The sequence below is a fragment of the Collibacillus ludicampi genome, assembly GCF_023705585.1.
Classification (GTDB): domain Bacteria; phylum Bacillota; class Bacilli; order Tumebacillales; family BOQE01; genus Collibacillus; species Collibacillus ludicampi.
Window position 1 is genome coordinate 3242745 of record NZ_BOQE01000001.1, and the last position, 21710, is coordinate 3264454.

The following is a 21710-nucleotide window of genomic DNA, read 5'->3' on the forward strand; positions in this document are numbered from 1 at the left end:
GAAAGGGGGTTTTTTATTGTGCGGCGTCGGATCACGTGGATCATGTTTTTGATTTTCGGGCTTGGAGTCGGAGGGGACTCGACGGTCTATGCGGCGGACCCGCTGCTGACCTCTCCCGATTTTCAGGAACCGTCCTATCCGATATCCAACTATACATGGGACGCGGATGGCCTCTTCGGAAGGTTTGATCCCATATACGGGATGGCCAATTTGATTTTTCTAATCGGGGTCTTTTTGACCCGGCTCTCGATGTGGGCTTTGAATCTGGGGTATGCCCCGTCGGAATGGCTGGCCCCGTTTCAAGCGATCTCAGATGCAATCCAGAAGAGTCACTTTTTGGACCACTTATGGCCCTTATTCGCCGTCGTGGCCGGGGGTGTTTTGCTGAAGGATCTGGCTCAGCACAACATCCAGAGAATGATGCGGCGGGGTGTGATGTTTCTGATCGTTATGGTGTCCCTTCTCTTGTTCAAAAGTTTAGGGACCGTTCAGTACATCAAGATGGTCACGAGCGCCATCGACGCCTTGAGTTATGCGACGAGCGGCTGGGTGCTGACCTTTGATCAGCCGGTGGACCCGAACAAGCCCCAGTTGACACAGGCATCGAACAACATCGACAAGGAAATCTGGAACCGTCTCGTGGATTATCCGTGGCAATTAGGGGAAATCGGAACACCTGGAAAAGTGCTAGGGAAAAAGGACGCAGAATCGGTTCAGGGGATTGTCGGAGGGGACATGAGTGTCAGCGTAAGCACCCCGTGGCGGGATGTTCTCCTGCACTATGGAGTGGGCTCCGACAAGCGAAAAGATTTGGCAGCGATTTTGAACAGTGATGACCATTCAGATTCAAAAGTGGCCTTTGCTTCGCCCTATCGATTGACCCTGGCCTTGTTTGCGTTGATCGCTCAACTGTGTGCGGTTGTTTACATGTTTACGTTGGGTGTCATGATGAACATGGCCTATCTCTTGTACCTGGCCGCGATGTTGGCGGGTATTGTCATTTTGCCTTTATCGATTTTTCCGTGGGACTACAGCCATAGCCTGTTACGCTGGTGGGTAAAGGGACTGACCGGTTCCATCGTGGTTCGTCTGGGGTTAAGTCTTTTCGTCGGATTGACATTTTTAGTGGTCAAAATTTTCACGCCGAATATGAATGCCAAAGATGGCAGTGCGATCGGCAGTATGATCTTGTACGCAGTCCTTTTCGTTTTCGCTTTATGGGTTTTGTCCCGCCTGTGGAAACGAATGCAACCGATACAGAGGCTGACAAGGGGTGCATCGGCTCCGTTCCCAGCTTTTGCGGGAAGCGGTGGCGGTACCGGTGACCATTCCAACAGCCACACGCCTCCCTCGTCTCCTTCTGATGACGGAGATTCTTCTTCGCGCAGAATTGACCCGGATCGGCAGGGAGATGATCATCCGTCGCTTCGAGAGATTTGGGGGAAAAGGAAGCCAGGTATGGGTCAGGCCCTACGCAAAGCCGGATGGAAAGCCTTGCGCGGGGATATCCCAGGTGCGGCCGCTTCCTTGACAACTGATGTGGCAAAAGAGATTGCGAAAGGAAGTGGAGAAACGCTCAAAGTGGCCGGAAAGGGATACTACGACATTTGGAAGAACACTCGGGGAGTCAGTGGGGAGTCCCTGAAAATCGCCAAAGATATGCTTTTGAAAGGCCGTCATTGGAAGAACAAAGAGGCGGGCACTTTCCATCAGGCGGATGCAGCAACCGGCCAAGAAGGCCAAGAAAAAGAGGAACGGAGGAATCTCCGCCGTCCGATCGATCCGGATCGTTTGAACTGGGAAGGGCGAACGCCAGAAAGTCAGGATCCGGCCTACTGGGAATCACTGATTAGGGAGGATCCCCGGCGTTCATTGTCGCAGGATGTCCCGCGCCCGCATAATGCAGACGATGGGTTGAATTTGAACCATACAGAGCCTCTGATGGCTTCACAAGACCCGAATCAAGGGACTGATCAAGGCCAAAATGTGAGAGAGGCAGAGCAAACGGATCAGGAACCCACTCTGTCAGCAGAAATGGATCAAGCGGAATCCGGCCGAGAAACTCCATCTGTTGGACAAGAAAGGCATCTATTCCGTTTGGGAGACACGCAGAAGGGAACCGAGGATCAAGCCCGTGCGGTGAACCCCGATGCCGACCAATCAGGGGCTGTGGAACTGAGCCGACCGATGGGGGCAGAGGAAAATATTCTCAAGCAATACGAGCCATCTCAACAATTAGGGCAGAATGAACCTTCTGAAACGGATGACCGTCAACTTGGTGCTGCCGAACCGGTCCGTCAAAAGCGGTGGGAGGTCCCTAAGCCCGAAGCGGAACCGGTGGAATCTAATGCCCAACGGATCAATGCAGATCGTCAAATGGTGCAGGCCGAAGCCCATAAAGGGAACCGTTCAATCGCTGCTGAACAATTGAAAAGAGCAGACGAGTCACAAGATGACATTCTGCGTAAGGAATCAGCGGGAGCAGAAACAACGGACTTGACGGAAAAACCTACTGAGGAAAGACAACAAGCAAGTTCAGGAGAATACAAAGAACGAGTTTTGATTGATCATGAAGTTCCTTTACTGGGGGACTCTACACCACCGGGTACAACTCCGGAACAGAGAATGGCCGCTGAAGATTCGGGTGCGAGGATGACACGTCTTCAAAGGGAAGAACCGAGAACGGTCCCAACATTATGGCGCGATAAAACAGATTCTTCGGAGTCGGATCGGTCTGTATCCTTCCCATCCAGAAAGGCACCGGCGTTGCGAAGCACGGGGAAACAACGAAACGAAACTGCGGAAGTACCGAATCATTTACGGTTAAATCCAGATGATACGGGCATTTAGGCAACCTCTTCTCCAGAGGGTTGCCTTTTTTATTTGCACTGATATATACTACAGGCAAATGAGGTGATTGCCGATGGATAAATTGAAAAATGAGAAAGCAGAATTACAGGTGAGTGGGGAGTACCTGCGGAATCTGCGACTGAAAAAGGGATTAACTCTGGAACAGGTTGCCGAGGTCGCAGGGTGTTCCGTTGGATATTTGAGTCATATCGAACGAGGATCCAGGCGCAACCCAAGTTATAGGGTCATCTTGGGCTTGGCCAAGATGTATGGAGTTTCCGTCGAGGAATTGATAGGAAAAGCGGAACCACCTATAAATACTGTGGATCTGATTGAGCAGCTGTACAAGGCGGATTTCGTTCTGTACGAAGGCCGCGAGATCGACGTCCGTGACGAGTTTGTGGCAGAACGAATTGAGACGGGTATCCGGATGGGGATCTTGTGGGCGCTGGATTTGATTGAGCAACGGAAAAAGGAAGAGGGGTAAAGGAGAAGGTGAGCGGCACTGGAGGAGGGGACACTTAATCCCATACTCTTTTTCTCCTCCACCCCACACATAGCAGAAAGGAGGCGGTGATAACAATATATTGACGAAGGAATATTCATAAATTATACTATAGTAAATTAAATCTTGAATCAGTATGTCTATCTTGGCTATGTCGAAATCAGGCGTTGGTTGGGTACATCACGGGCACTTTGGGAATCGGATACACCGGAAATACGCTTTCCAAGTCCGAAAAAAAGCTGAAATCTGCATATTTGGAAAAATTGAATAGAGAAGGATAAAATAGTTTCCTTCTATTTTGGCTTCTGATCGATTTTTTTAGAGGGGGAAGGGTATTATACCTGCCCCTGATCGGTAGTTTTCGGATAGGGGGTATTTTTGAATGTACATTTGGTGCCTTCATTGTGAGTGTGTATATCCATCTAAGGATTGGCGAAAAAAAGGGCAGCAATATGGCTTTTGTCCGAACTGTGGCGCGTCTGAATTTACGGATGGATGGAATTGGTCTAAGCTGGTGAAGTACAACGGGTATCCGAAGATTCCTGAAGTAGGGAAACATTATCCGTTATACCCGGAGAGCGGGGAAAAATTTTGATTTCACATCGAGGTACAACTTTGGGAGATGTCTTTCTACAAGCGTATCTCTTTAAGAGGAGCGGGAGAATTCGCTTTTTTCTCTCGCTTCTGTGAAATAGGGGAGAAGCCTCCCAATAAAAGTCATGTGAGGTGAAATTCTATGTTGAAGAGAAAACTTATTGCCGTTATGTCTTCGGCGGCCCTCTTGTCTACTCTGGTCGGAAATGCTATGGCTGCCACGTCTTTTACCGATGTGTCGGCGGACAGCCCGTATGCTTCTTACATCCAAGATCTGAGTAGCAAGGGAATCGTCAGCGGTGTGGGCAATGGTCAATTTGCGCCAACGAAGACTTTGACCCGTGCCGAGATGGCCACGTTTCTTGTTCGGGCCTTCGGGATTCCGCAGAATACTAGCTCTAGTGTGGCCTTTACCGACATCCGCGGTCACTGGGCGGAGTCTTACATCAAGTCTGCCTACGCCGCTGGAATGATTGCTGGCAAGTCCGCGACCACCTTTGCGCCGGACGCGCCGGTCACGCGGGAAGAGGCCGCGCAGATGGTTTGGAACTATCTGTCCAAGAATGGGGTACAGCCGAGCAGCGGAGTATACAATCTGCCCAACATTGGGAAATTGGACTCTTGGGCACAATCGGCGGTCGGGAATTTGATGACGCATCAGCTGGTCGGCCCTAGCAATTTTAGTGACTGGACTGCATCCATGAACCGTCAGGAAGCGGCAGCAGTGATAGATTTGGCGATGCAGGCTTTGGAGCAAGCGAATACGCAACAGCCACAACCACAGCCGCAACCTTTGCCTCCTGTGCAAACGGGTGGTTCGATCCAGTATCCCTTTGATGCGACTCAAATTGTCATCAACCCGACAACGAACAGCAATAACTTAATTGACAACGGTGATGGGACATTTTCGCTTGGGAACATTAAGATGACTAACTCGTTTATCAACGGGTATTCCAAAGAGGAATTTACAAGCCATTTGCAGCTGTTCTCTCAGGTGAAATTCAAATTTGATGGAAACAAGGTAACAGTCACTGTCCCGGACAGCGGTTCATCTAGTGTGTACTGGGTAATTGGGGGACCGGACGGCGGTTGGAATGGAGAAGGGCCAAAGACCATGACCGAATCCGATCGAGTGGGAGTAAGACTTTTTAATCATGATAATGCGCATACCTATGCCGGGGCTGCCTTACTCTATCAAAACGGCCAATGGGTTGTTAAATATCCGAACCTGTAATTTTGGAGGTGACAATGTAGTGAAACGAGAAACATTAGCTACACTTTTATCGAGTGTCTTAATAGTACCTGCCACTTTGTTTTCGGCAGGTTCTTCTTTTTCCGCCACATATGGGCAAGGGGTGACGAATCCTCAACCTCTCGGTCAAACGGATTCCCAACCTGGCTATGTAGCCTACAGATTACAAAACGGTCAACCGATCCCAGTGGGAAAACCGGTAGATATAAGTCTATCAGATGGGATAAAGGGAAATGATATTCCACTTTACTGGTCGCATAATGGAATTGACGATCAAGTCCATTGGATCGTAACGAATGCCCTCATCAACGGAAATCCCGTAGGCAAAATTCTGCAATATGACTTGTCTACAACGAATGTCAACAACGGATACCTGTTGATCTCGAAACAGGATTATCCCGATTGGGTTCAAGCGGTAGGCGGCGTACAAAAATACGTCGATACAGAACTGGCGAAAAAACCAAATGGCGATCAAAGCATACTCGCTGATGATTTCAATCAATGGACAGTCGTACCGTTGTCCGACGTTTTAAACCTTTCCGGCGCAACGATCGATCAAGGATATCTCACGTCTACAGGCGGGGTCAACATGACGGATCAGGAGGGCGTGGCAGAGGGGAATTTTAACATCCATCCCTCTTCGCCGCCCACGTCATCGGTCACAACCGACCAAACCGCTTACGCTCCGGGTGACACGGTGAACATCAACCTGACGAACACGACTTTTGCGCCGTGGACATCGCACCATCTCGAAGCGCTTGAAGTCACGGGTCCGAACGGGTTCGACAAGTTCTTGCCGATCAACGACAACGGCAATACCGTACAGGCCGCAACAGGAACGAACTTTCCATTCACGCCTAGTGATACAGCGGTCACTTCGCTTGCTTCAAATGCTCAGGTACAACCCGGATCGTCCGTCACAACTAATGAATCCGCAACATTGGACACGACAGGGCTTCCAGCGGGGACATATACGGTCAAATATACGATGTACGACGAAATTGCACGTCCATCGTCAAGCGGAATCAACGGAACGGTGATTTCGACGTTTACCATCGATCCCACCGTTAAACCCAAAACTCCGGGAGGCACCTCAACTGGCGGAGGCGGAGGTGGAAGCACCGGTGGCGGTGGCACTGGTGGTTCAGGAGGTTCCGGAGGCGGAACAGGTGGCTCTGGTGGAGGTACTGGTTCTGGTGGTGGAGGAACAATCATTCAAAATCCGGGGACTAGTGACGGAGACATATCTGTAAAGTTTGCTAACTACCTTTGGAATCACTGGCCGAAAAACGGTGAGACAGGACATGTAGATATGGTCCTAACAAACACAAATGATTACGACGGTGCAGGTATCGAATATGATCTCAAGGCATGGAGCGACGACAATTCGTTGTTTCAGCCGATTGACATTGAGAAAGCGGTAGTCAATGTACCAGCTGGCCAATCCGTTACGATTCCGCTGACATACAAAGTTCAACGTGAATTCAAGGATTATAAATGGCAAGGCTACCATATCCATTACACGGTGACCATACGGCCACATGTGATACCGGGTTCTCCGGATGATCCGCCTCCGCCTCCGTTAAATGATAGTGATCTGACGAATGATACAGCTAAACTGGATCAGTACATTATTGGCCCGCCTCGATTGGTGAAATAAACCAACGGTCCCGCCTTATGCGGGACCATTCCTGAATCTTTTGAAATCGAGGGGATAAAACCATGGGGATACTCTTTTTCTATATAGAATTATTGGTTTGGGCCATGCTCATAGCTTTCCAGGTGGATGTGACCCATGCGATCAAGGTCAAGAGTATGATTCAGGGGGCGGCTGACGCAGCCACTCTGGCCGGTTCTCTACAGAATCATCAGGAAGTGAACCAGTATGATGAGGCAGGAGCACCTATTGGGTTCGGATTCAAGCTCAATGACGATTTTTCGCCAGAAAATGCAGCAGAGGCAGCATGGCAAAAAAATATTTCCAACTTTAAAGAAGGGGCTGGGTTCAACACGGTTCCGCAATTTCAACGGACTTTGGATGACAAGGGGATTACGTGTACAGTCAACCAGACCGTGCAGATGACGGTTTCTCAAACGGTCATGAACCGATTTTTCGGTGAAGGGGCAGCTCCACAGGTTCAGGTACGGGTACCGGTAACGGCTGTGTCAAAAGTATATCCGTGATTATCTAGCATTGGCTCCGGGATACTCCCGGCCTTTTTCTTTTTGAGGGGGTGTCGTCAACGGGTTTTCTTCTGTCAGCCGCTCTAGTTGTCTTGATTCACGAACTCGGCCATGCGGCGGCCCAACGAATGTGCGGAGTTCCCGTTCATCGGATCGTGTGGGGCCGGGGGCCGCAGTTGTTTCGCCTTTGTGCACTGGAAGTCCGGCTGCTCCCGCTTTCCGGGTACGTGTTGCCGGTCGGGGTGCTCCATGCCCGACGTCGATGGCAGGGCGTTCTGATCGCCTTGTCCGGAGTTCTCGCCCCCTGGCTCGTGGTGGGAGTCATGATTCTTATTCATGCGACCAGTTACGGATGGCTGAGGGAATTTTTCTGGGGATGGATGATTTGGTCGGTCGTGGGATTAGGTCAGTTGCTTCCCATGAGACAGAGAGATGGATGGTGGGCGCTGGTCGCTCTGGGCGTTCTTCCGGCCCCACATATGGATAGAGAGGGGGATTCATAGTTTTGGCTCAAGTCATTCCATTTCATCGCAAAACGATGAGTTTAACGGTTAGCTTCACTGACGTGGATCATTTTGCGGAGATTTGTTGCATCATCGCACGATGGATTGCAGAGAAGGGGTATGTGGATCGGGTAGAGCGGTTGAATCATGACACGGTTCGAGTGCATTTAAAGTTGGCTTGAGGGTTCTCTTGAGGATTCTCCCTGGCCTCGAGTTAAGTAAGGGAGAGATTTTTCTCTCAGCCCCTATATGAGTTGGGAGCGGTACACAGGGATGCACAAGTTGGTCACCCCTTTATAGGGTAGTTGGTCGCTGCAGAAGTGATCGGTAAGTGGCCGACTCGATTCTGCCACTTTTTTCTCCCGGCCCTTGAAAGGGGTGAGAGCAAGGGAATCCGCTGCGACCCGCGCCCCTAGGTGAATGGGTTCTTGAATTAAAAAAAGGAGGCAAATCGTCATGGAAACCATCAAGATTCTTGAAAAGCAGATTCAGATGTTGGAAGAGAGCATCAAAGCATCCGCGGATTTGAACGCTTCGGCTCAATTGCACGAGCAACTATTCCGTTGCATTCAACTGCACGCCCGGTTGAGTGAGGAAAGGCGGCCCGTTGCCAAAGAGGTGAGGTAAACCTGAAAGATCCCTCTTAGCCGGGCCTGGGATTTCGGTGCAAATTTTACTCGCCATTAAAGAAGTCGAATTGTCCTGTTTTTAGATCTTCGGCTAAGGCAATCGGTAAAAGCCTTACGCGTTGGTTGGATTGCGCTTTTTTTCAAGAATCGTAGGTCCGGCTAACCACGTGGACTCGCGGGACAGAAGCAGTTTCATCAACACGACGAGATCCCAACATCTAAGGATTATAGTGTCATCAACGAAAGGACTTTTTTCGCAGTGTTCCGGAGCGCTGACGGAAAAATAATGCCGGCAACATAAAGGGCGGACAGGATAGATTTCGCACGTGTTATCAGATCCTAGAAATGGGCAAGGGATATGCGCATGGAAATATCCTTCTTTAAATTCGTCTGTTTGGATATCGACGAGAAACAGTTCAGTCCTGTTGAAAGAGGCATTCCATTTTTCCAATCGGATTGGAAGGAGCGGGTCGAACCGTATGTTGTTCAATCGCAACCAATTCAGGATTATCCGCGTTTCGGTTTCGGAAACGTAAATGGCTTGGTAGCAACAATGCGCACATCCTTTTGTGCATGTGCGGAGCATATTGTAGGTCTTCTCCAGTCCCAAAATACGGTTTACGGCATAATTGGTGAGCTTTGAACTTCTTCCTTGTCAGCTTCACCTTGGTCAGACAGGTCGTGAATGGATATGTTCGGAGGTCGGTTTAGCCATTGCCTGGCAGATTCGCACGTACGAGCAATAAATTGCTGCGGAGTTTTGCTCATGGAAGCACTTCTTTCCGAGGGGGTATTGATGATGACCATAGAAGCTGCGAGAAGGTACTTGGACGAAAACGAAGACAAGTTGCCGCTCATGGACGCCATTTATTACAGAATAGCGCTATTGGTGTCGGTCAACTATTATGAACTGGCCGCAAAACAGTATTGGAAATATCTAAGAGAAACCCAGGGAACTGAGTTCTTTGACATTCTGTACTCCCTAGAGGACAACGCGGATAGGCCTTAGATAAGTGATAACAACATCACAATTTGATCTTACCAAATTTTGTGCAGCGGAATCAATAGATAGTTTAGAAGGTGAAAAAAGTTGCTAGGGCTGACAATTCGTCAATGTAGGCAAGCGAAAAACCTTTCCCAACGCGACTTGGCGCAGAGGTGCGGGGTGAAGAGGGAAACGATTAACCGCATTGAGACTTCCCGGCACATTCCCAATGTAAAGCTGTTGAACACCATTGCCGCCGCGCTGGGAATGAGGGGATCGGAGTTGCTGCGGATGGCCGAAGACATGGAACCGGAATCATCAGGTTGCCTCTCGGAGGCGGGGAGGCGGAAGAGTTCTCCCGGACCCCGTACAGAGTAGGATTCGCGTAGGGATGCTCTTCCTTGGAACATCACTGTTTTTTCTCCCGCTCCCACAAAAGATCAAAGGAGGAATGGAAGTTTGAAAGTTGCATTGTGTCCGGGCGGCAGGACAGATGTTGCCCAATGGCTTGCTGACGAGGCAAAGGACGCTGGCTATGAAATCGTGATCTGGCCTCAAGACCACGGGGACCTGACCACAGTACAGGCACTCTTTTGTTTTGCAGAACAAAACGAAGGGCGAGCGGCTTCCCTTCGTACTCTGGCTCAGGAGGCTCTAGTGAGGGGCCTTCCTGTCATCTGGGCAGTGGAAGGAGAACCCTTGCCGGGAGCTTTCCGCTCTTATTCGGATTTCTCGAAACTTCCGGACGCCACACCATTCTTGGATGCGGTCCTTGATCTCCCGAAGCCGGTGACGGAGGAGGAGCAAACTCCGAAACGGAGACTGTCCATCCCGAGCCCTGCAAAGCTGATTCAGAGGGTGGTTCCACAGGAGAATGTATCGGAGACTCCTCCTAGGGAAGAAGAAACCTTGCCTTCTGTATTCAATCATGTAATCGCGGTCGGAGGCCCACGGGGAGCCGGATCCAGTTTTTTGGCCTGGAATCTTGCGGTCGCCTTGGATGCCGTACTCATGGAAGGTCGAGTAACGGACAGCCTGGCGAAGTGGCTTGAGGTGGAGAAAGAGGGTACGAGGGAGGCGTATCTGAGGGGGGAATTACAGACCAAGGCCGCGGTCACCGCGAGCCAACCCTTGAGCCTCCATGAACTCCAACTCCTGGCTCGCGTTCAAGAACGGGTGGTCGTCGATGTCGGGGATGCTCTGGATTCTGAAGTCTGGCTCCGGGCCGGTAAGCAGGTCTTCGTGATGACTCCCGATCCCAAGTGCAAAGGGGGTGACATCCCGGAACGGGCGATTCGGGTGATGAACCGGTACCCGGAAGCGTTTCCTATTCGACCGGAAAAACTCGTGCAGGCGAGAATTGACCTGATCGTGTCGGATTTGGGACGGGAAGCCTTTCTTTCTCTCTGCAGCCAGATGCCATGGGTTGAGAAACCTCCCGATGTCAAGGAACAGTGGGTGAGACTGTTTGTACAGGAAAAACCGCAAGAGAAACCGGAACAAAGAGAGGAGGCGGTGTCCGTATGGTCATCGTGGTCATAGATGAGCTCATCCAACGATCTTCTCAAACAGCATTTTCTCTCCAAAGCCTCGGGAAAATCTACGAAGCTCGCACGCCCCAGGAAGTCCAGGCGATTCTCAGCCGTGAAAAGGCGATCGACGCTTTCGTGGTCGCAGGGGAACTGGGACCAGGAGTGGTGAGAAAACTTCGCCTGGAGTTCTCGGCTCCAGTGTATGTGTATGGGGATCTTTCGCCGGGAGCCGTGGCGGAAATGTACAATGCAGGGGCCGAGGATCTGTTTCCGTATCCCCTGGAACCGAGGTGGATCAGGGACCAACTGAGTAGATTTGAGACTTCTTTAAAAGGCTTCCGTAGGGAAACAAAGGGAGATCTCCAAAACATTCGGCCATTCGGCATCTCGGAGTCGGAATCCGATCGTGATTATGCGGATGTGACCTTGAAAGATGAAGGTCCTAAACGCACGTTCAATCGATTTATCATCACCAGCTCAGTCAAGGGAGGAGAAGGGAAAACCACGTTTCTTGTACAGCTCGGTATGATCTTAGCCCGGAAAGGGCAGAGACTGGCGATTCTTGATGCCGACATCAACGGCAATGTGGCCCAATGGATCGGGGCTGACACGGTGGATGATATCAGCGAGTTTGGTACGCGAAAGTCGTTTTCTGAACGGGATCTGGAGGCCATGCTGGTTACTCATCGGCCTACTGGGTTGAAGGTGCTGCCAAGTCCCTTGGGGACGTTGGAGCCTTTGCGCTGGGAGGTTGTGCGGGCGGCGGTGGAAGCGTATCGTCCCCTGTTTCCGTGCTTAATGGTAGATCTGGCGGAAGGCTTTTCTCCGACACTTGAACATTTAGCCAAAGAATATGCCACCGATGTGGTGCTCATGGTCAGCCCGGATGCCTCCCGGCTGCAACGGAGCCAGCGGATGTTGGAAACCATGATTCGCCGAGGATTCCCTGAAAACAAGATCCAGATCATTGTGAACCGGGTAAAGAAAGAGGCCGATTTCAGGGTTGTGGAAGCGGCTCTTTCGGAGGTATCGGAAGACGTTTCGATTTTTCCTCTCCCTTACCACCCGGATTTGGACGCGCCAAACAGCACGGGCAGGCCCCCCATCATCCTATCGGATCCAAAGAGTGCCTATGCCAAAGCGTTCCGCAGGATTTTGGAAGAAGGATTTCATGTGAAGGCAGGGCTCCATTCGGAGAGCGGTGCTAAGAAACGGGAGGTGAGGAATCTCTCTTCTCCGTCGGGACTTTCGTGGAAAAAGTTACTTCGAGTTGTGGGAATAGGAGGATGAGTGATGAGAACCGATCGTTCATTAGCTAAAGGTGCGATGTGGTTGGGGCTTTTGGTCGGGATTGGCCTTGTTATCGGATGGATCGCGCAAACGACCATCCAGAAAGCCACACATATGGTTCCGGTATGGGTAGCCGCCAACAAAATACGTGTAGACCAGAAAATCCAGCCGAGCGATCTACGTAAGGAACTGCGTCCCGAAGGAGGGGTTCCAGGAGATGCCATCAAGGATCCGCAGGAGGTTGTCGGCAAATACACGGCTACAACCATCCTGCCGGGGCAGGTCATTGAAAAACAGGCTGTGGCCGATGCCACGACCATGCGTGAAATGGTTCGTCAATACGGACTCAATTATGTGGGAATGGCCTTGCAACTGGATTCGCAGGACATGCCTATCGACCAGATCCATCCGGGCGACATGGTGGCATTTTTGGGGACCTTTAATGAAGGAGCGAAGGTTGTAACGACCAATCTCGTGGCCTCTCACGTGCCGGTCATCTCTGTTTCCGAGGCAGAAAAGAAAATCATCGTGGCTGTGCCGTTAGAGAAATCGAAGGAACTAGCCAGGGACAAGGCGGCCGGAAAGATCAGCGTAGTACTGGATCCCCAGGCGTTCCAACAGGAGTCATATGAGGGGCAATCCTCAGGACAGATGCCTACTCCGAAAACCACTGACCAGGTTTCGAGTCAAGCTCCAGGGCAAACGTCTAGTCAGGCTCCTACGGGACAAACCAACTAATGATCTAAAATCCAAAAAATCTACGAATACACAATGACAGCTTCCTTCATGGTCCGGGAAGAGTTTCGTTCTTCCGGACCTGCTTATTTATGAGGAGGGATTTGTATATGTTCAAAAACAGCGATCCATTATCGCTGGAACAAAAGTGGGAAGAGCATTATAAGGATTGGGAAATGCTCAAGCAAAAGGACGACAAAGGGCAATGGGCCGAGTGGGAAGGGCTGTTGCTCGAAAAATTCCTGGCGTGGCAGGAAAAACAAAAGGCTCGCCTGGGTGTGGAAGCGGAGAATGTGCCCGAGGAAACCCAGCGTATTCATTTGAGGCGGTTGGTACAGGAGATCAAGCAAATCCCGGCATGGGCACATACGGAACTCGTGGAGCGGTTTTTGGACGACCAGTACCGGATGGGGCCGCTTCAGCCGCTGTGGGAAGATCCGAGAGTCTCAGACATTCAGGTCTTCGTACCGATGGACCCGCAATACAAGCAGAAGATTTACTACAAACGCGGCGGAAAACGGCGGATTTACAATGGGCCTGGTTTTCGGGACTACAATCACGCCAGAATTTGGGTCAATAAGCATGTGTCACGGTTTGGGTTACGCTTTGACCCTGGAAAAGTTCAATTGGATGCCTCGGCGTCAGACGGTGAGAGGCTTCACATTATTGCCGGACCGTCGGGCTATTCGACTTTTTATGACGCCAAATACCAACTGATCCCATGCCTGATCATTTCGGTCAGGAAGTTTGTATCTGCGTTCACCATCGAGGATCTGACAGACCGGGGGACTGTCACATGGGAAGCACCGGATGCAAGACATGACGTGGCCCGAAAAGCCAAGAGATACAAACGCCGTCCGGTTTACACGCAAAGGACCGGCGGCATGGTCGATCAGGCCACGATGGATTATTTTCGGCTGATGGTTCTGCTGAGGAAAAACTACGCGATCGCCGCTCCCACGGGGTGGGGCAAAACCACGTTTGCCAACGCCCTTATGGCGCTCATTCCACGAACACATATGAATCTGATCTTGGAAGAATCGCCGGAGATGCAGCCGCAAGTCGAGCATGCCATTCGACTGTACGAGCGCAAAGACACCATGGGCAATGTGACGTTCAGCCTGGCCGACGGCCTGAAGGCGGCTCTGCGAATGAACCCTGACCGGATTTTCCTATCAGAGATCCGCGATTTAATTGCATGGGTGTTCTTGCATGTGATCCAGTCCGGACACGACGGCTCAGGAACGACACTCCATGCCAGCTCGTGCAAGGCGGCCATCGAAAGGATCATCAGTCTGGCGGCGTCAGGCCCAAGTGCCCCAGACCAAAAAGTGATCCGGGAAATCCTGTTTGACCGTCTGCACACGGTCATCCACGGCTCTCTGGCCGGCAAAGACAATGAGCACCGCTTTATTGATGAGGTCGTTCAGTTGAAGCCCGGTGGAGATATCCATCCCGTGACAGAGTTCATCCAACAGGGCGTGGGGCCATCTGGGGAACCGATCGGGTACTGGGTATTTCACGGACCTACCGACGAGTTCGTGGAAGAGATGTTGCGCAATGGCTACGAAATCCCGGCGTCCTGGGGATGGGAAGTGGTGGATGATGAGGAGGAGGACCGGGAATGATGATACTGCTCTTTGCAGCGTTCTTCGTGGCTCTCTATTTCGCCCTGCATTGGTGGAACGGGCGGTACGAACGGGCTGCCCAATCCATTCTGCGCGGTCACCAGGATCGGGAAGAGCGACGGACCCTTCAGTCACTGACCGCGCAGCTCTCCCTTCCGACTCAATTGACCCTTTCAAGCCTGCATATCTGGGCGTCTTTGGCGTGCGCGATTGCTAGCGGTATCGCGAGTAAGATGTGGTGGCACAAGACACCCGTGTTTGGGATCGTCATCGGTGCAGCGATTCCGTTCCAGACCGTTGCCCTAAGGCGTCAATACTACTCACGAAGTTACCGGAAGGACGTGAAAACCGCGCTCCTGTTCGCGGGCGCGGTGTTCCGGGAAGGAGGAACTGTCGAAAACTGGGTGCGAGAGGTGAAGGACCGGCTGGAAGGCCCTCTGCGCAAGGAGTTTGCGGCCGGGGCTGCCCAGATCAACCAACTGGGTGTGAGCTACTTTCTCCGACAGATGGCCGAAACCAGTCCGGATCCGATATTCCGGGTTGCGATGGCAGGTATCTACGACAACTATCAAAGCACCGGCGATCTGCGAGAGTTTATCAATAGTGTGTTGCAGAATCTGAGACAGCAGGAGCATGTGGAGCGATCTATCAAACAGAAGCAAAAAGAGTTTTTGAAAATGTTCGCGTTCCCGGCCATTTTCCCACTGATGATGTATCTGATGTTCCAGCCGTCCGTCGATGCCCTTCTTGCTCATAGTTTTCAGGCCAATGTCGTGCTGTTTGTCGGTGTCGTTGGGTATGCCGCGTTGTTGAGCGTTGCGTACCGTTTAACAAGGCCCAAAATACTTGGATAACCAAGGGGAGGGAGAACATGATTGTTTCTTTGTGTGTTTTCTGGACCGTGGTGCTCGGATGGCCTCTCCTGAAACGCCATGTATGGCCCATCATTGCCTGGGGATATCGGATCAGACAAGAGTATCAGCGAATGCGTGGCAAACGTCGACTCTGGCGTTTGCTGGTGCGGAAACTTGAACCTTATATGGGTCACGGTTTGGTGCATCGGGTGGAAAGGCAGATACGTCTGGCCGGGCGACCGTGGGCGATCACGGCGACTGAGTTGATCACGATTCAGCTTTTAGGGGCAATCGGCTTGTCAGTCCTTGGGCTAACTGTCGTCCCGTCAGATGTTATGGGAATTTACGTTGTGACGGCTGTTTTGCTGCTCCCGTATCCAAACGTGCGACTCAGTGCTCTTGCAAAAAAACGACAAATGGAGGCCCGTAGTGCGGTCCGTTTTGTCAAACGGAGGTTTGTCGAAAAATTGCGCCTTGGGCTTCCGTTGGATGATGCCCTTCGAAGTGTCGCCGAAATTGCCCCTGGAGAATTTGGAGAAACCTTTCGGCGGGTGCTGAGTCAGATGAGAAACCGGCCTTTAAAAGACATCATGCAGGATTTGAGAAAAGAGTATGAGGCACCGGAGGTGGATACGTTTTGTACAGCACTCGAGTATAGCGACGAAAAGTCGCCCAGCTCTCTCATCGATAGTCTGCAACTACAAATTGGTGAGGAAGATGATCAGCAAGACGAATACATTCAAGCACAAATCGAATCGGCTCAACCCCGGCTATATGGTGTACTGGCCGTGACGTCCATTTATACACTGGCGTTTGTGATCTATTTTGCTTGGACCATTGGACGAATCCAGTTTGGAAATGGTCCGATGACGTTTCGACTCTTTTGAGGGGGGAGAAATTGTTCTCTCGTCCCTCATACAGAATGAAACACAGTTCAGAAAGGAGAGTATGGTCAAGACTGCAGTTGGAATCTCCATCTACATGAAACACATTTCAGAGAGGAGAGTAGAGGGAAATGGTCAAGAACGTGCTTAAAAAACTTTCAGAAGGGGTTTTGGCCGTTTTAGGACTCGTTGCAGTTGGAATCTTCATCTACGCCATTAAGGAGGGGGGATTTGGGATCGGACCTCTGATCGGTATTGCGGTCGGGGCTGGTACATTCATTTGGCAAGGCAAAAAACTCTTGAATATTCAAGGAAAACAAGATCAAGGGGAGGATATGGAATGGTATTAAAAACCAAACAACGATTGGAACAGTGGTGGATTGTCATTCTTACGACGCTGGCTGGCTTACGCCATTGGCTTTGCTCCGGTTGGAAGGAGCCCAAAGTGGCCCTTCGCTGGCAAGAGATGTACGGTTGGGTGGTATTTGGCTGCGGGATCTTTTTGGCTGTGAAACTCACTCCGGTGCTCCAGACGGTCATGCAGGATGCTATCCAAAACGTGGGCAACAGTTTGAATACCTTGTTCCAAATCAGTCTGTGAGGATTGTACGATGTACGCCGGAATTCCGTTTATCCCGTGGCGAGTGCTGTTCCGTGTATTGATCATCTATCTGATGATGGCCGTCGGCACCATGGTCGTCAAAGACTGCTATGTTCTCTCGCAGACGATGCAGATGGCCCGAGCTGCGGCGATCTACCAAAACGGAATCGACCCGAACAGCGGGCAAGATGTAGCCCGTCTCCTGGCTCAAGAGATTTCGAGGGTAGTACCCGTGGACCAGGTAACCATCACGTCAGGTCCCTGGGCACCGGTACCCGGAAATGTCGGCATGCGCCAATTGGTGATCAATGTCAACTACTTTGATGGGAGCTATGTAACCACAACGATGATGTATGGGGCCGAAATGCCCGTTTCCAGCCAGTTGTTCAGGATATTGGGATACCATCAGCAACAACCGATACTTTTGCCAGCGCAGTTTTCGTATTACCGAGAGTGGTAAGGGTTCCCCTTGTGGAACCCTCAATTCCCTTTTTCAAGGCAGGTGAAGGTATGCAGAGTATCGTTCCGAGGTTTCAACCGATTGTGGATGTGTTGGCCAATTGCAACATTGGGTTCGAGGCTACCATTCGGGGTGTTCACGGCGAACCTGCCCAAGACTTGTTTCAGCGGGCACTCAAGCAGGGACAGGTCACGGAATTAGACCGTGAGGCCCGTGTGGTGGCGATAGAAGAAGGGATGCCAATACTCGAACCCAATCAAAAACTCTTTCTCAACATAGCGCCTCAAAGCCTGGCGGAAGCTGTACACTGGCTGCCCGAGGATGCGCCAGTCGAACGAATCGTGCTGGAAATTACCGAGCAATTGCCTCTTGAGAAGTTCAAGACTGTTCAAAAGCGTATACAGGCGCTCAGACAACAGGGTCTGGAATGGGCTCTTGACGATTTCGGAATGGGCTTCTCAAATTTGGATTCCCTGACGAAGTTGCCGCTGTCCTATGTGAAGCTGGACAAGCAGTTTACCACGGATGTCGTAAATAAAAAGACGGCGAATGCGATCAAACACTACTGCTGGATGTTTCAGGACATGGGGATCCGGTTGATCGTCGAAGGAGTGGAAACGGAGGAGCAGAAACAGCGTCTGTTGGAGTTGGGAGTACGGTTTATGCAGGGCTATCGCTTCGGGTTCCCGAAGCTGGCGAATGAATTTGTCCGTCGGATTTCTCTCGGCCCCCTTCCTTAGTGAAAGGGGGTTGAATCGTTTTGGAGAGGATTCTTCGGATGTGGGCGCCACTTGGAATTACCGAGGTCGCCCATACAATCTTTCCTTGGTGGTGTATCGGTGCGGTGGCCTCATTCATCTGGCACGCCCGCTGGCTGGATCTCGTCACGGTGGCAGGCGCCCTGTACGTGCTCTCTTCAGGAATTTCCGGACGAGTGACCCGGTGGTGGTCCCGAAACTTCCTGGGCCTCAGACGCTACATCGTCGTACCGATTCCGCGGTGGGTTGCGGGCGTTCTGATCAGGGGAAGGATGAACTTGCCGAGAGGCAAACACTACTTCCTTCTGCACGTCCGCGATGATCGCGGCCTGGAACCGCGCCGTATGGCGAGGGAGATGCAGAGAGATATACGGTGTGGGGTGCAAGCTGAGTGGACAAATCACGCGGTTTTCCTCGGCAACACCTTTGGCTCTCTGGGGCGGTTACAGGAGAAGTTTCTACAGGAATGGGGAGATGTGGAGATTATCGAAGGTACGTTTTTCCCGTTGCAAACGTTGTTTTTGAAGCCAGAGAGGTATCAGAGGAAGATGTTTGGAAGGGTGCTGAGTAAGGAAACGAAGTGGAAGATTGTGAAGTTTGAAGTTAGGGAAAAGGAGGTTAATTAAAAATGAGGAGAAGTATTAGAAATATCTTTTCGCTAGTATTAGTATTTTTGATGCTTATAACTGGGTATAACTTTACTCCTCTTGGAGTTCATGAGAAAAAAGTGTTTGCTTCTTCATCAAATGGGGTTGTATATCCTAATGCCACCGTTACTGGAGTGGGCTATAGTGGATACTATGATGTATATGATGCAGGGTCTTCGATAGCTGAAAACATCGTAATAACGGGAATAAAGTATAAGGCTACGATGACAAGTTACGGCTCAGTTGGGTCCCTGATATTATGTAGCTATCACTATGAAAATGCAGGATTTTACGACGATGGCCTACAAATGCCATTACCAACATCCATGTGGTCTACCCAAAATTATTCCATCACTTTTGATCCTTCTCAATCAGCCGGATTAAAACGCATTGCAGTACGTGCTCCTTTTTGGAGTGGTGGAGGAGCACAATTCAATATCACGATCACAGAAATAGACTACATTGTTTATAATTGGGATAACATTTCTACACAAATTTCGCAAGATCGTCATGTCCAAATCGTACTGAATAGTTCAGTACCCATGCCGAATGTTTATCTCAAAGCATATAATGAAACAACTGGAAATACTCTTTATATAAGTGGTCAAACAGGCACACAATTCGTGTTTGATGACAAAAATGTAAATCCGGAACATTATTATACGTATGACTTATATTGGGAGATTGGATGGGCAACAGATATTAATTATTCATTGAGAACCCCTTATCCCTGGGTTTATATTGGAACCTATACCATTAAGGTACCTAGTGATGCCACATTAGCTTATCAAGCAGCAACCGCCGCACAGCAAGCTGCACAACAGGCACAAGCATCCGCGGATCAAGTCAACTCTATTGTGAATTCAACTTTAACGGTTTCTGCTGGGGTTGTACAAGATTCATCAGGAACGGTCTTAACCGCCGCCCGCGCTGCACAACAAGCGGCACAGCAGGCGAATACAGGGATACAAAACCTGAGTAATCAAATGGGCAACTTGCAAAATACCTTAAATACAGTAAACAACAGCATCAACAACATTCAAACCCTTCTCCCGCCAACGCTCAAAAAAATCTCTGGGTATAACGGAGCAACCGCAACGTCGAGCACGTTGTTCAAAGTGACTCTGGACTACACGAATGCGACGGACTATCGTGTAGCGGTAGATGGTAACTGGAGTGGGTGGAACTCCTTGTCGTCTTATCAGACAACGGGCTATATCCCTGTGACGCTGCCATCCTCTCCGGGAATGCACCAGATCACTGTTCAGATCCGAAATGGTTCCGGTTCTACAGCCCCCACCGATCAGGCCAGCATGAGCGTCTTCAAACTTTAAATTGTTCTCTCACCCGCCTTTCTACATAGAGGGCGGGTTTTCTATTTTGTAGAGGTACTTCTGTCAGACGCCAGTATATTCTGTTTATCCTTACCAAAATCTTTGAGTGCTAGGAGGTCTACTTATGAGAAGAAAATTTATTGGAACTTTGCTTGGCCTGTCGTGTCTCTCTTTATCCACTACAGCATTGGCCGATACTGCCTCACTGGCGACAAGCACACAGAAACCGCCTGTCCAGGTGGCCGCTTTCAAAATCGGCAATGGACAGTATTCTGTCAATGGCTACACATTCCGGGATGCGGCTCCGTACATCAAAAACGATCGTACCTATTTGCCACTCCGCTTTGCCGCATACGCGGTGGGGATTGGAGACAACAACATCTATTGGGACGGAGCCAACCAAAAGGTCTATCTACAAAAGAACAACAAAATCATCGTCGTAACGATCGGCTCTAACACCATGCAAGTGGGAGATCAGACCATTCAGATGGATGTCCCCGCCGAAATCATGGACGGACGCACGATGCTTCCTATTGCCTATATTGCTAAAGCGTTCGACTGCGATGTGCACTGGGACGGGGACAAAAAGATTGTGACGATCATCGCTCATTAGGGAGGAACTATGTCAAAGAAGGCGGGCTTTCTCATCCTGATTTTGGGTGTGATTGGTGGCGTAGCGGGACAATGGGGAGTGTCAAAGGCGTATCAAACCTTTGGCGCTTCTGAACCCAAAAAGGTCGTCGAAACGTACATTCAAGAGCAATCTCAAGGGCATTTCAGCCAAGCGATCAAACAATTATCGGGGGAAGCGCATTCGAAAGTCGGACAAATAACCAATCTTACCCCCGATCCGGTCGTTCAATCGAAACTTGAAGTCATCAGTAGTGGGAAGGACTTCTGCCAGATTGAAGCAACGATAAACACGCAAAAAGACACGCTCATCGAAGACTTTTACCTGACAAAAGGAGCGGATGGTTGGAAGATTTTCTCCATCCAGTTGCCGGACGCTCAATGGTCTTCGATCAAGTCAGTGCCCATTACCGATGAACAGAAACAAGTGATTACGCAATACACTTCATCCTTGGCAGACGGGGATGGGAAAAAAGCCGTTGAATTTCTCGCAGGACCGGCACGAATTCGGGCGAGTGTCTCCAATACAATCCCGAACATCCCCAAACAAAAAATAATCGTTGAGAGTATGGAAGGGGTAGGCAAGACGGCTAACTGTGGTATCCTCGTAAAAGTGACGGAGATGATTCAAGGGACAGCTTCTCCGAAGAAAGAAACGTTACTCTACACGTTGGTACCCGTCAGTTCCTCTTGGAAAATCTATGATCTACGCCTCATACAATAGAAAATTCGCCTGAATTAGCCTCTACAGTCTCTTTTGCGTGCAGATAGATAATAATACTATCCGCACACAAAAAACGCTCGTAGGGGCCATTTTCTTTGACTGAGGGGGTGTTTCCCTTTGGAGGTGGAAAG

General features: G+C 50.4%; 25 protein-coding genes. 24 read left to right on the plus strand and 1 reads right to left on the minus strand.

All coding sequences use genetic code 11. The features are described 5' to 3' along the window. Nucleotides 1–18 precede the first annotated feature (18 nt). The 8 genes from DNHGIG_RS16480 (at nucleotide 19) to DNHGIG_RS16515 (ending at nucleotide 8515) form a co-directional block, all read left to right on the plus strand. Nucleotides 19–2850 carry a DUF4229 domain-containing protein gene (locus tag DNHGIG_RS16480; RefSeq protein WP_282200614.1) on the plus strand — a complete coding sequence of 944 codons (2832 nt, stop codon included), beginning with the start codon at nucleotides 19–21 and terminating at the stop codon, nucleotides 2848–2850. Between the two features lie 73 nt (nucleotides 2851–2923). Then, entirely contained in the window at nucleotides 2924–3337 is a 414-nt protein-coding gene (locus tag DNHGIG_RS16485; RefSeq protein WP_282200615.1) for a helix-turn-helix domain-containing protein, read from the plus strand. A 754-nt stretch (nucleotides 3338–4091) separates the two neighbouring features. Further along, complete coding sequence (locus tag DNHGIG_RS16490) at nucleotides 4092–5183, plus strand: S-layer homology domain-containing protein (protein WP_282200616.1); 1092 nt, start codon at nucleotides 4092–4094, stop codon at nucleotides 5181–5183. Between the two features lie 19 nt (nucleotides 5184–5202). Continuing rightward, nucleotides 5203–6861, plus strand: a complete 1659-nt coding sequence (locus DNHGIG_RS16495) for a hypothetical protein (protein ID WP_282200617.1) — start codon at nucleotides 5203–5205, stop codon at nucleotides 6859–6861. A 62-nt stretch (nucleotides 6862–6923) separates the two neighbouring features. Continuing rightward, nucleotides 6924–7385, plus strand: coding sequence for a hypothetical protein (locus tag DNHGIG_RS16500; protein WP_282200618.1), 462 nt, complete (start codon nucleotides 6924–6926; stop codon nucleotides 7383–7385). Nucleotides 7386–7435: 50 nt separating this feature from the next. Then, nucleotides 7436–7888: a site-2 protease family protein gene (locus DNHGIG_RS16505; protein ID WP_282200619.1), complete on the plus strand. Its 453-nt coding sequence runs from the start codon at nucleotides 7436–7438 to the stop codon at nucleotides 7886–7888. Between the two features lie 2 nt (nucleotides 7889–7890). After that, nucleotides 7891–8070 (plus strand): hypothetical protein, encoded by a 180-nt coding sequence (locus DNHGIG_RS16510; protein WP_282200620.1) that lies wholly within the window; start codon nucleotides 7891–7893, stop codon nucleotides 8068–8070. A gap of 274 nt (nucleotides 8071–8344) precedes the next feature. After that, entirely contained in the window at nucleotides 8345–8515 is a 171-nt protein-coding gene (locus DNHGIG_RS16515) for a hypothetical protein (RefSeq protein ID WP_282200621.1), read from the plus strand. A 114-nt stretch (nucleotides 8516–8629) separates the two neighbouring features. Here DNHGIG_RS16515 and DNHGIG_RS21085 read toward each other — a convergent pair whose 3' ends face one another. Further along, nucleotides 8630–9103, minus strand: coding sequence for a YkgJ family cysteine cluster protein (locus DNHGIG_RS21085; RefSeq protein WP_369414724.1), 474 nt, complete (start codon nucleotides 9101–9103; stop codon nucleotides 8630–8632). 180 nt (nucleotides 9104–9283) lie between these two features. Here DNHGIG_RS21085 and DNHGIG_RS16525 point away from each other — a divergent pair, with 180 nt between their 5' ends. From DNHGIG_RS16525 to DNHGIG_RS16600, 16 genes are all read left to right on the plus strand, one after another. After that, nucleotides 9284–9526, plus strand: a complete 243-nt coding sequence (locus DNHGIG_RS16525) for a hypothetical protein (protein ID WP_282200623.1) — start codon at nucleotides 9284–9286, stop codon at nucleotides 9524–9526. Nucleotides 9527–9607: 81 nt separating this feature from the next. Further along, the gene (locus DNHGIG_RS16530; protein ID WP_282200624.1) at nucleotides 9608–9880 is read left to right on the plus strand and encodes a helix-turn-helix domain-containing protein; all 273 of its coding nucleotides are present in this window, start codon (nucleotides 9608–9610) and stop codon (nucleotides 9878–9880) included. A gap of 81 nt (nucleotides 9881–9961) precedes the next feature. Next, entirely contained in the window at nucleotides 9962–11044 is a 1083-nt protein-coding gene (locus DNHGIG_RS16535; protein ID WP_282200625.1) for a hypothetical protein, read from the plus strand. Continuing rightward, nucleotides 11026–12324 carry a CpaE/TadZ family protein gene (locus DNHGIG_RS16540; RefSeq protein WP_282200626.1) on the plus strand — a complete coding sequence of 433 codons (1299 nt, stop codon included), beginning with the start codon at nucleotides 11026–11028 and terminating at the stop codon, nucleotides 12322–12324. The genes DNHGIG_RS16535 and DNHGIG_RS16540 overlap by 19 nt, the downstream gene beginning before the upstream one ends. A 3-nt stretch (nucleotides 12325–12327) precedes the next feature. Further along, nucleotides 12328–13062 (plus strand): SAF domain-containing protein, encoded by a 735-nt coding sequence (locus tag DNHGIG_RS16545; RefSeq protein ID WP_282200627.1) that lies wholly within the window; start codon nucleotides 12328–12330, stop codon nucleotides 13060–13062. A 107-nt stretch (nucleotides 13063–13169) separates the two neighbouring features. Then, nucleotides 13170–14687, plus strand: coding sequence for an ATPase, T2SS/T4P/T4SS family (locus DNHGIG_RS16550; RefSeq protein WP_282200628.1), 1518 nt, complete (start codon nucleotides 13170–13172; stop codon nucleotides 14685–14687). Next, nucleotides 14684–15541 (plus strand): type II secretion system F family protein, encoded by an 858-nt coding sequence (locus DNHGIG_RS16555; protein ID WP_282200629.1) that lies wholly within the window; start codon nucleotides 14684–14686, stop codon nucleotides 15539–15541. The genes DNHGIG_RS16550 and DNHGIG_RS16555 overlap by 4 nt, the downstream gene beginning before the upstream one ends. 17 nt (nucleotides 15542–15558) lie before the next feature. Beyond that, nucleotides 15559–16428, plus strand: coding sequence for a type II secretion system F family protein (locus DNHGIG_RS16560; RefSeq protein WP_282200630.1), 870 nt, complete (start codon nucleotides 15559–15561; stop codon nucleotides 16426–16428). Nucleotides 16429–16556: 128 nt separating this feature from the next. Beyond that, complete coding sequence (locus DNHGIG_RS16565; RefSeq protein WP_282200631.1) at nucleotides 16557–16775, plus strand: hypothetical protein; 219 nt, start codon at nucleotides 16557–16559, stop codon at nucleotides 16773–16775. Next, entirely contained in the window at nucleotides 16766–17026 is a 261-nt protein-coding gene (locus DNHGIG_RS16570) for a hypothetical protein (protein ID WP_282200632.1), read from the plus strand. The genes DNHGIG_RS16565 and DNHGIG_RS16570 overlap by 10 nt, the downstream gene beginning before the upstream one ends. A 10-nt stretch (nucleotides 17027–17036) precedes the next feature. Next, a complete protein-coding gene (locus tag DNHGIG_RS16575; protein ID WP_282200633.1) occupies nucleotides 17037–17486 on the plus strand; it encodes a hypothetical protein in 450 nt (149 codons plus the stop codon). Between the two features lie 50 nt (nucleotides 17487–17536). Next, a complete protein-coding gene (locus tag DNHGIG_RS16580) occupies nucleotides 17537–18226 on the plus strand; it encodes an EAL domain-containing protein (protein WP_282200634.1) in 690 nt (229 codons plus the stop codon). A 20-nt stretch (nucleotides 18227–18246) separates the two neighbouring features. Continuing rightward, nucleotides 18247–18870 carry a hypothetical protein gene (locus tag DNHGIG_RS16585; protein WP_282200635.1) on the plus strand — a complete coding sequence of 208 codons (624 nt, stop codon included), beginning with the start codon at nucleotides 18247–18249 and terminating at the stop codon, nucleotides 18868–18870. Nucleotides 18871–18872: 2 nt separating this feature from the next. Further along, the gene (locus tag DNHGIG_RS16590; protein WP_282200636.1) at nucleotides 18873–20225 is read left to right on the plus strand and encodes a hypothetical protein; all 1353 of its coding nucleotides are present in this window, start codon (nucleotides 18873–18875) and stop codon (nucleotides 20223–20225) included. 124 nt (nucleotides 20226–20349) lie between these two features. After that, nucleotides 20350–20838 (plus strand): copper amine oxidase N-terminal domain-containing protein, encoded by a 489-nt coding sequence (locus DNHGIG_RS16595; RefSeq protein WP_282200637.1) that lies wholly within the window; start codon nucleotides 20350–20352, stop codon nucleotides 20836–20838. A gap of 9 nt (nucleotides 20839–20847) precedes the next feature. After that, nucleotides 20848–21579 (plus strand): hypothetical protein, encoded by a 732-nt coding sequence (locus DNHGIG_RS16600; RefSeq protein ID WP_282200638.1) that lies wholly within the window; start codon nucleotides 20848–20850, stop codon nucleotides 21577–21579. The last annotated feature ends 131 nt before the right edge of the window (nucleotides 21580–21710 follow it).

Excerpts from the sequence above, each read along its gene's own strand:
- DNHGIG_RS16485 (WP_282200615.1), top strand. The coding sequence starts at position 2,924 with ATGGATAAATTGAAAAATGAGAAAGCAGAATTACAGGTGAGTGGGGAG.
- DNHGIG_RS16490 (WP_282200616.1), top strand. The coding sequence starts at position 4,092 with ATGTTGAAGAGAAAACTTATTGCCGTTATGTCTTCGGCGGCCCTCTTG.
- DNHGIG_RS16500 (WP_282200618.1), top strand. The coding sequence starts at position 6,924 with ATGGGGATACTCTTTTTCTATATAGAATTATTGGTTTGGGCCATGCTC.
- DNHGIG_RS16515 (WP_282200621.1), top strand. The coding sequence starts at position 8,345 with ATGGAAACCATCAAGATTCTTGAAAAGCAGATTCAGATGTTGGAAGAG.
- DNHGIG_RS21085 (WP_369414724.1), bottom strand. The coding sequence starts at position 9,103 with ATGCTCCGCACATGCACAAAAGGATGTGCGCATTGTTGCTACCAAGCC.
- DNHGIG_RS16525 (WP_282200623.1), top strand. The coding sequence starts at position 9,284 with ATGGAAGCACTTCTTTCCGAGGGGGTATTGATGATGACCATAGAAGCT.
- DNHGIG_RS16540 (WP_282200626.1), top strand. The coding sequence starts at position 11,026 with ATGGTCATCGTGGTCATAGATGAGCTCATCCAACGATCTTCTCAAACA.
- DNHGIG_RS16545 (WP_282200627.1), top strand. The coding sequence starts at position 12,328 with ATGAGAACCGATCGTTCATTAGCTAAAGGTGCGATGTGGTTGGGGCTT.
- DNHGIG_RS16550 (WP_282200628.1), top strand. The coding sequence starts at position 13,170 with ATGTTCAAAAACAGCGATCCATTATCGCTGGAACAAAAGTGGGAAGAG.
- DNHGIG_RS16555 (WP_282200629.1), top strand. The coding sequence starts at position 14,684 with ATGATGATACTGCTCTTTGCAGCGTTCTTCGTGGCTCTCTATTTCGCC.
- DNHGIG_RS16560 (WP_282200630.1), top strand. The coding sequence starts at position 15,559 with ATGATTGTTTCTTTGTGTGTTTTCTGGACCGTGGTGCTCGGATGGCCT.
- DNHGIG_RS16565 (WP_282200631.1), top strand. The coding sequence starts at position 16,557 with ATGGTCAAGAACGTGCTTAAAAAACTTTCAGAAGGGGTTTTGGCCGTT.
- DNHGIG_RS16570 (WP_282200632.1), top strand. The coding sequence starts at position 16,766 with ATGGTATTAAAAACCAAACAACGATTGGAACAGTGGTGGATTGTCATT.
- DNHGIG_RS16575 (WP_282200633.1), top strand. The coding sequence starts at position 17,037 with ATGTACGCCGGAATTCCGTTTATCCCGTGGCGAGTGCTGTTCCGTGTA.
- DNHGIG_RS16580 (WP_282200634.1), top strand. The coding sequence starts at position 17,537 with ATGCAGAGTATCGTTCCGAGGTTTCAACCGATTGTGGATGTGTTGGCC.
- DNHGIG_RS16590 (WP_282200636.1), top strand. The coding sequence starts at position 18,873 with ATGAGGAGAAGTATTAGAAATATCTTTTCGCTAGTATTAGTATTTTTG.
- DNHGIG_RS16595 (WP_282200637.1), top strand. The coding sequence starts at position 20,350 with ATGAGAAGAAAATTTATTGGAACTTTGCTTGGCCTGTCGTGTCTCTCT.
- DNHGIG_RS16600 (WP_282200638.1), top strand. The coding sequence starts at position 20,848 with ATGTCAAAGAAGGCGGGCTTTCTCATCCTGATTTTGGGTGTGATTGGT.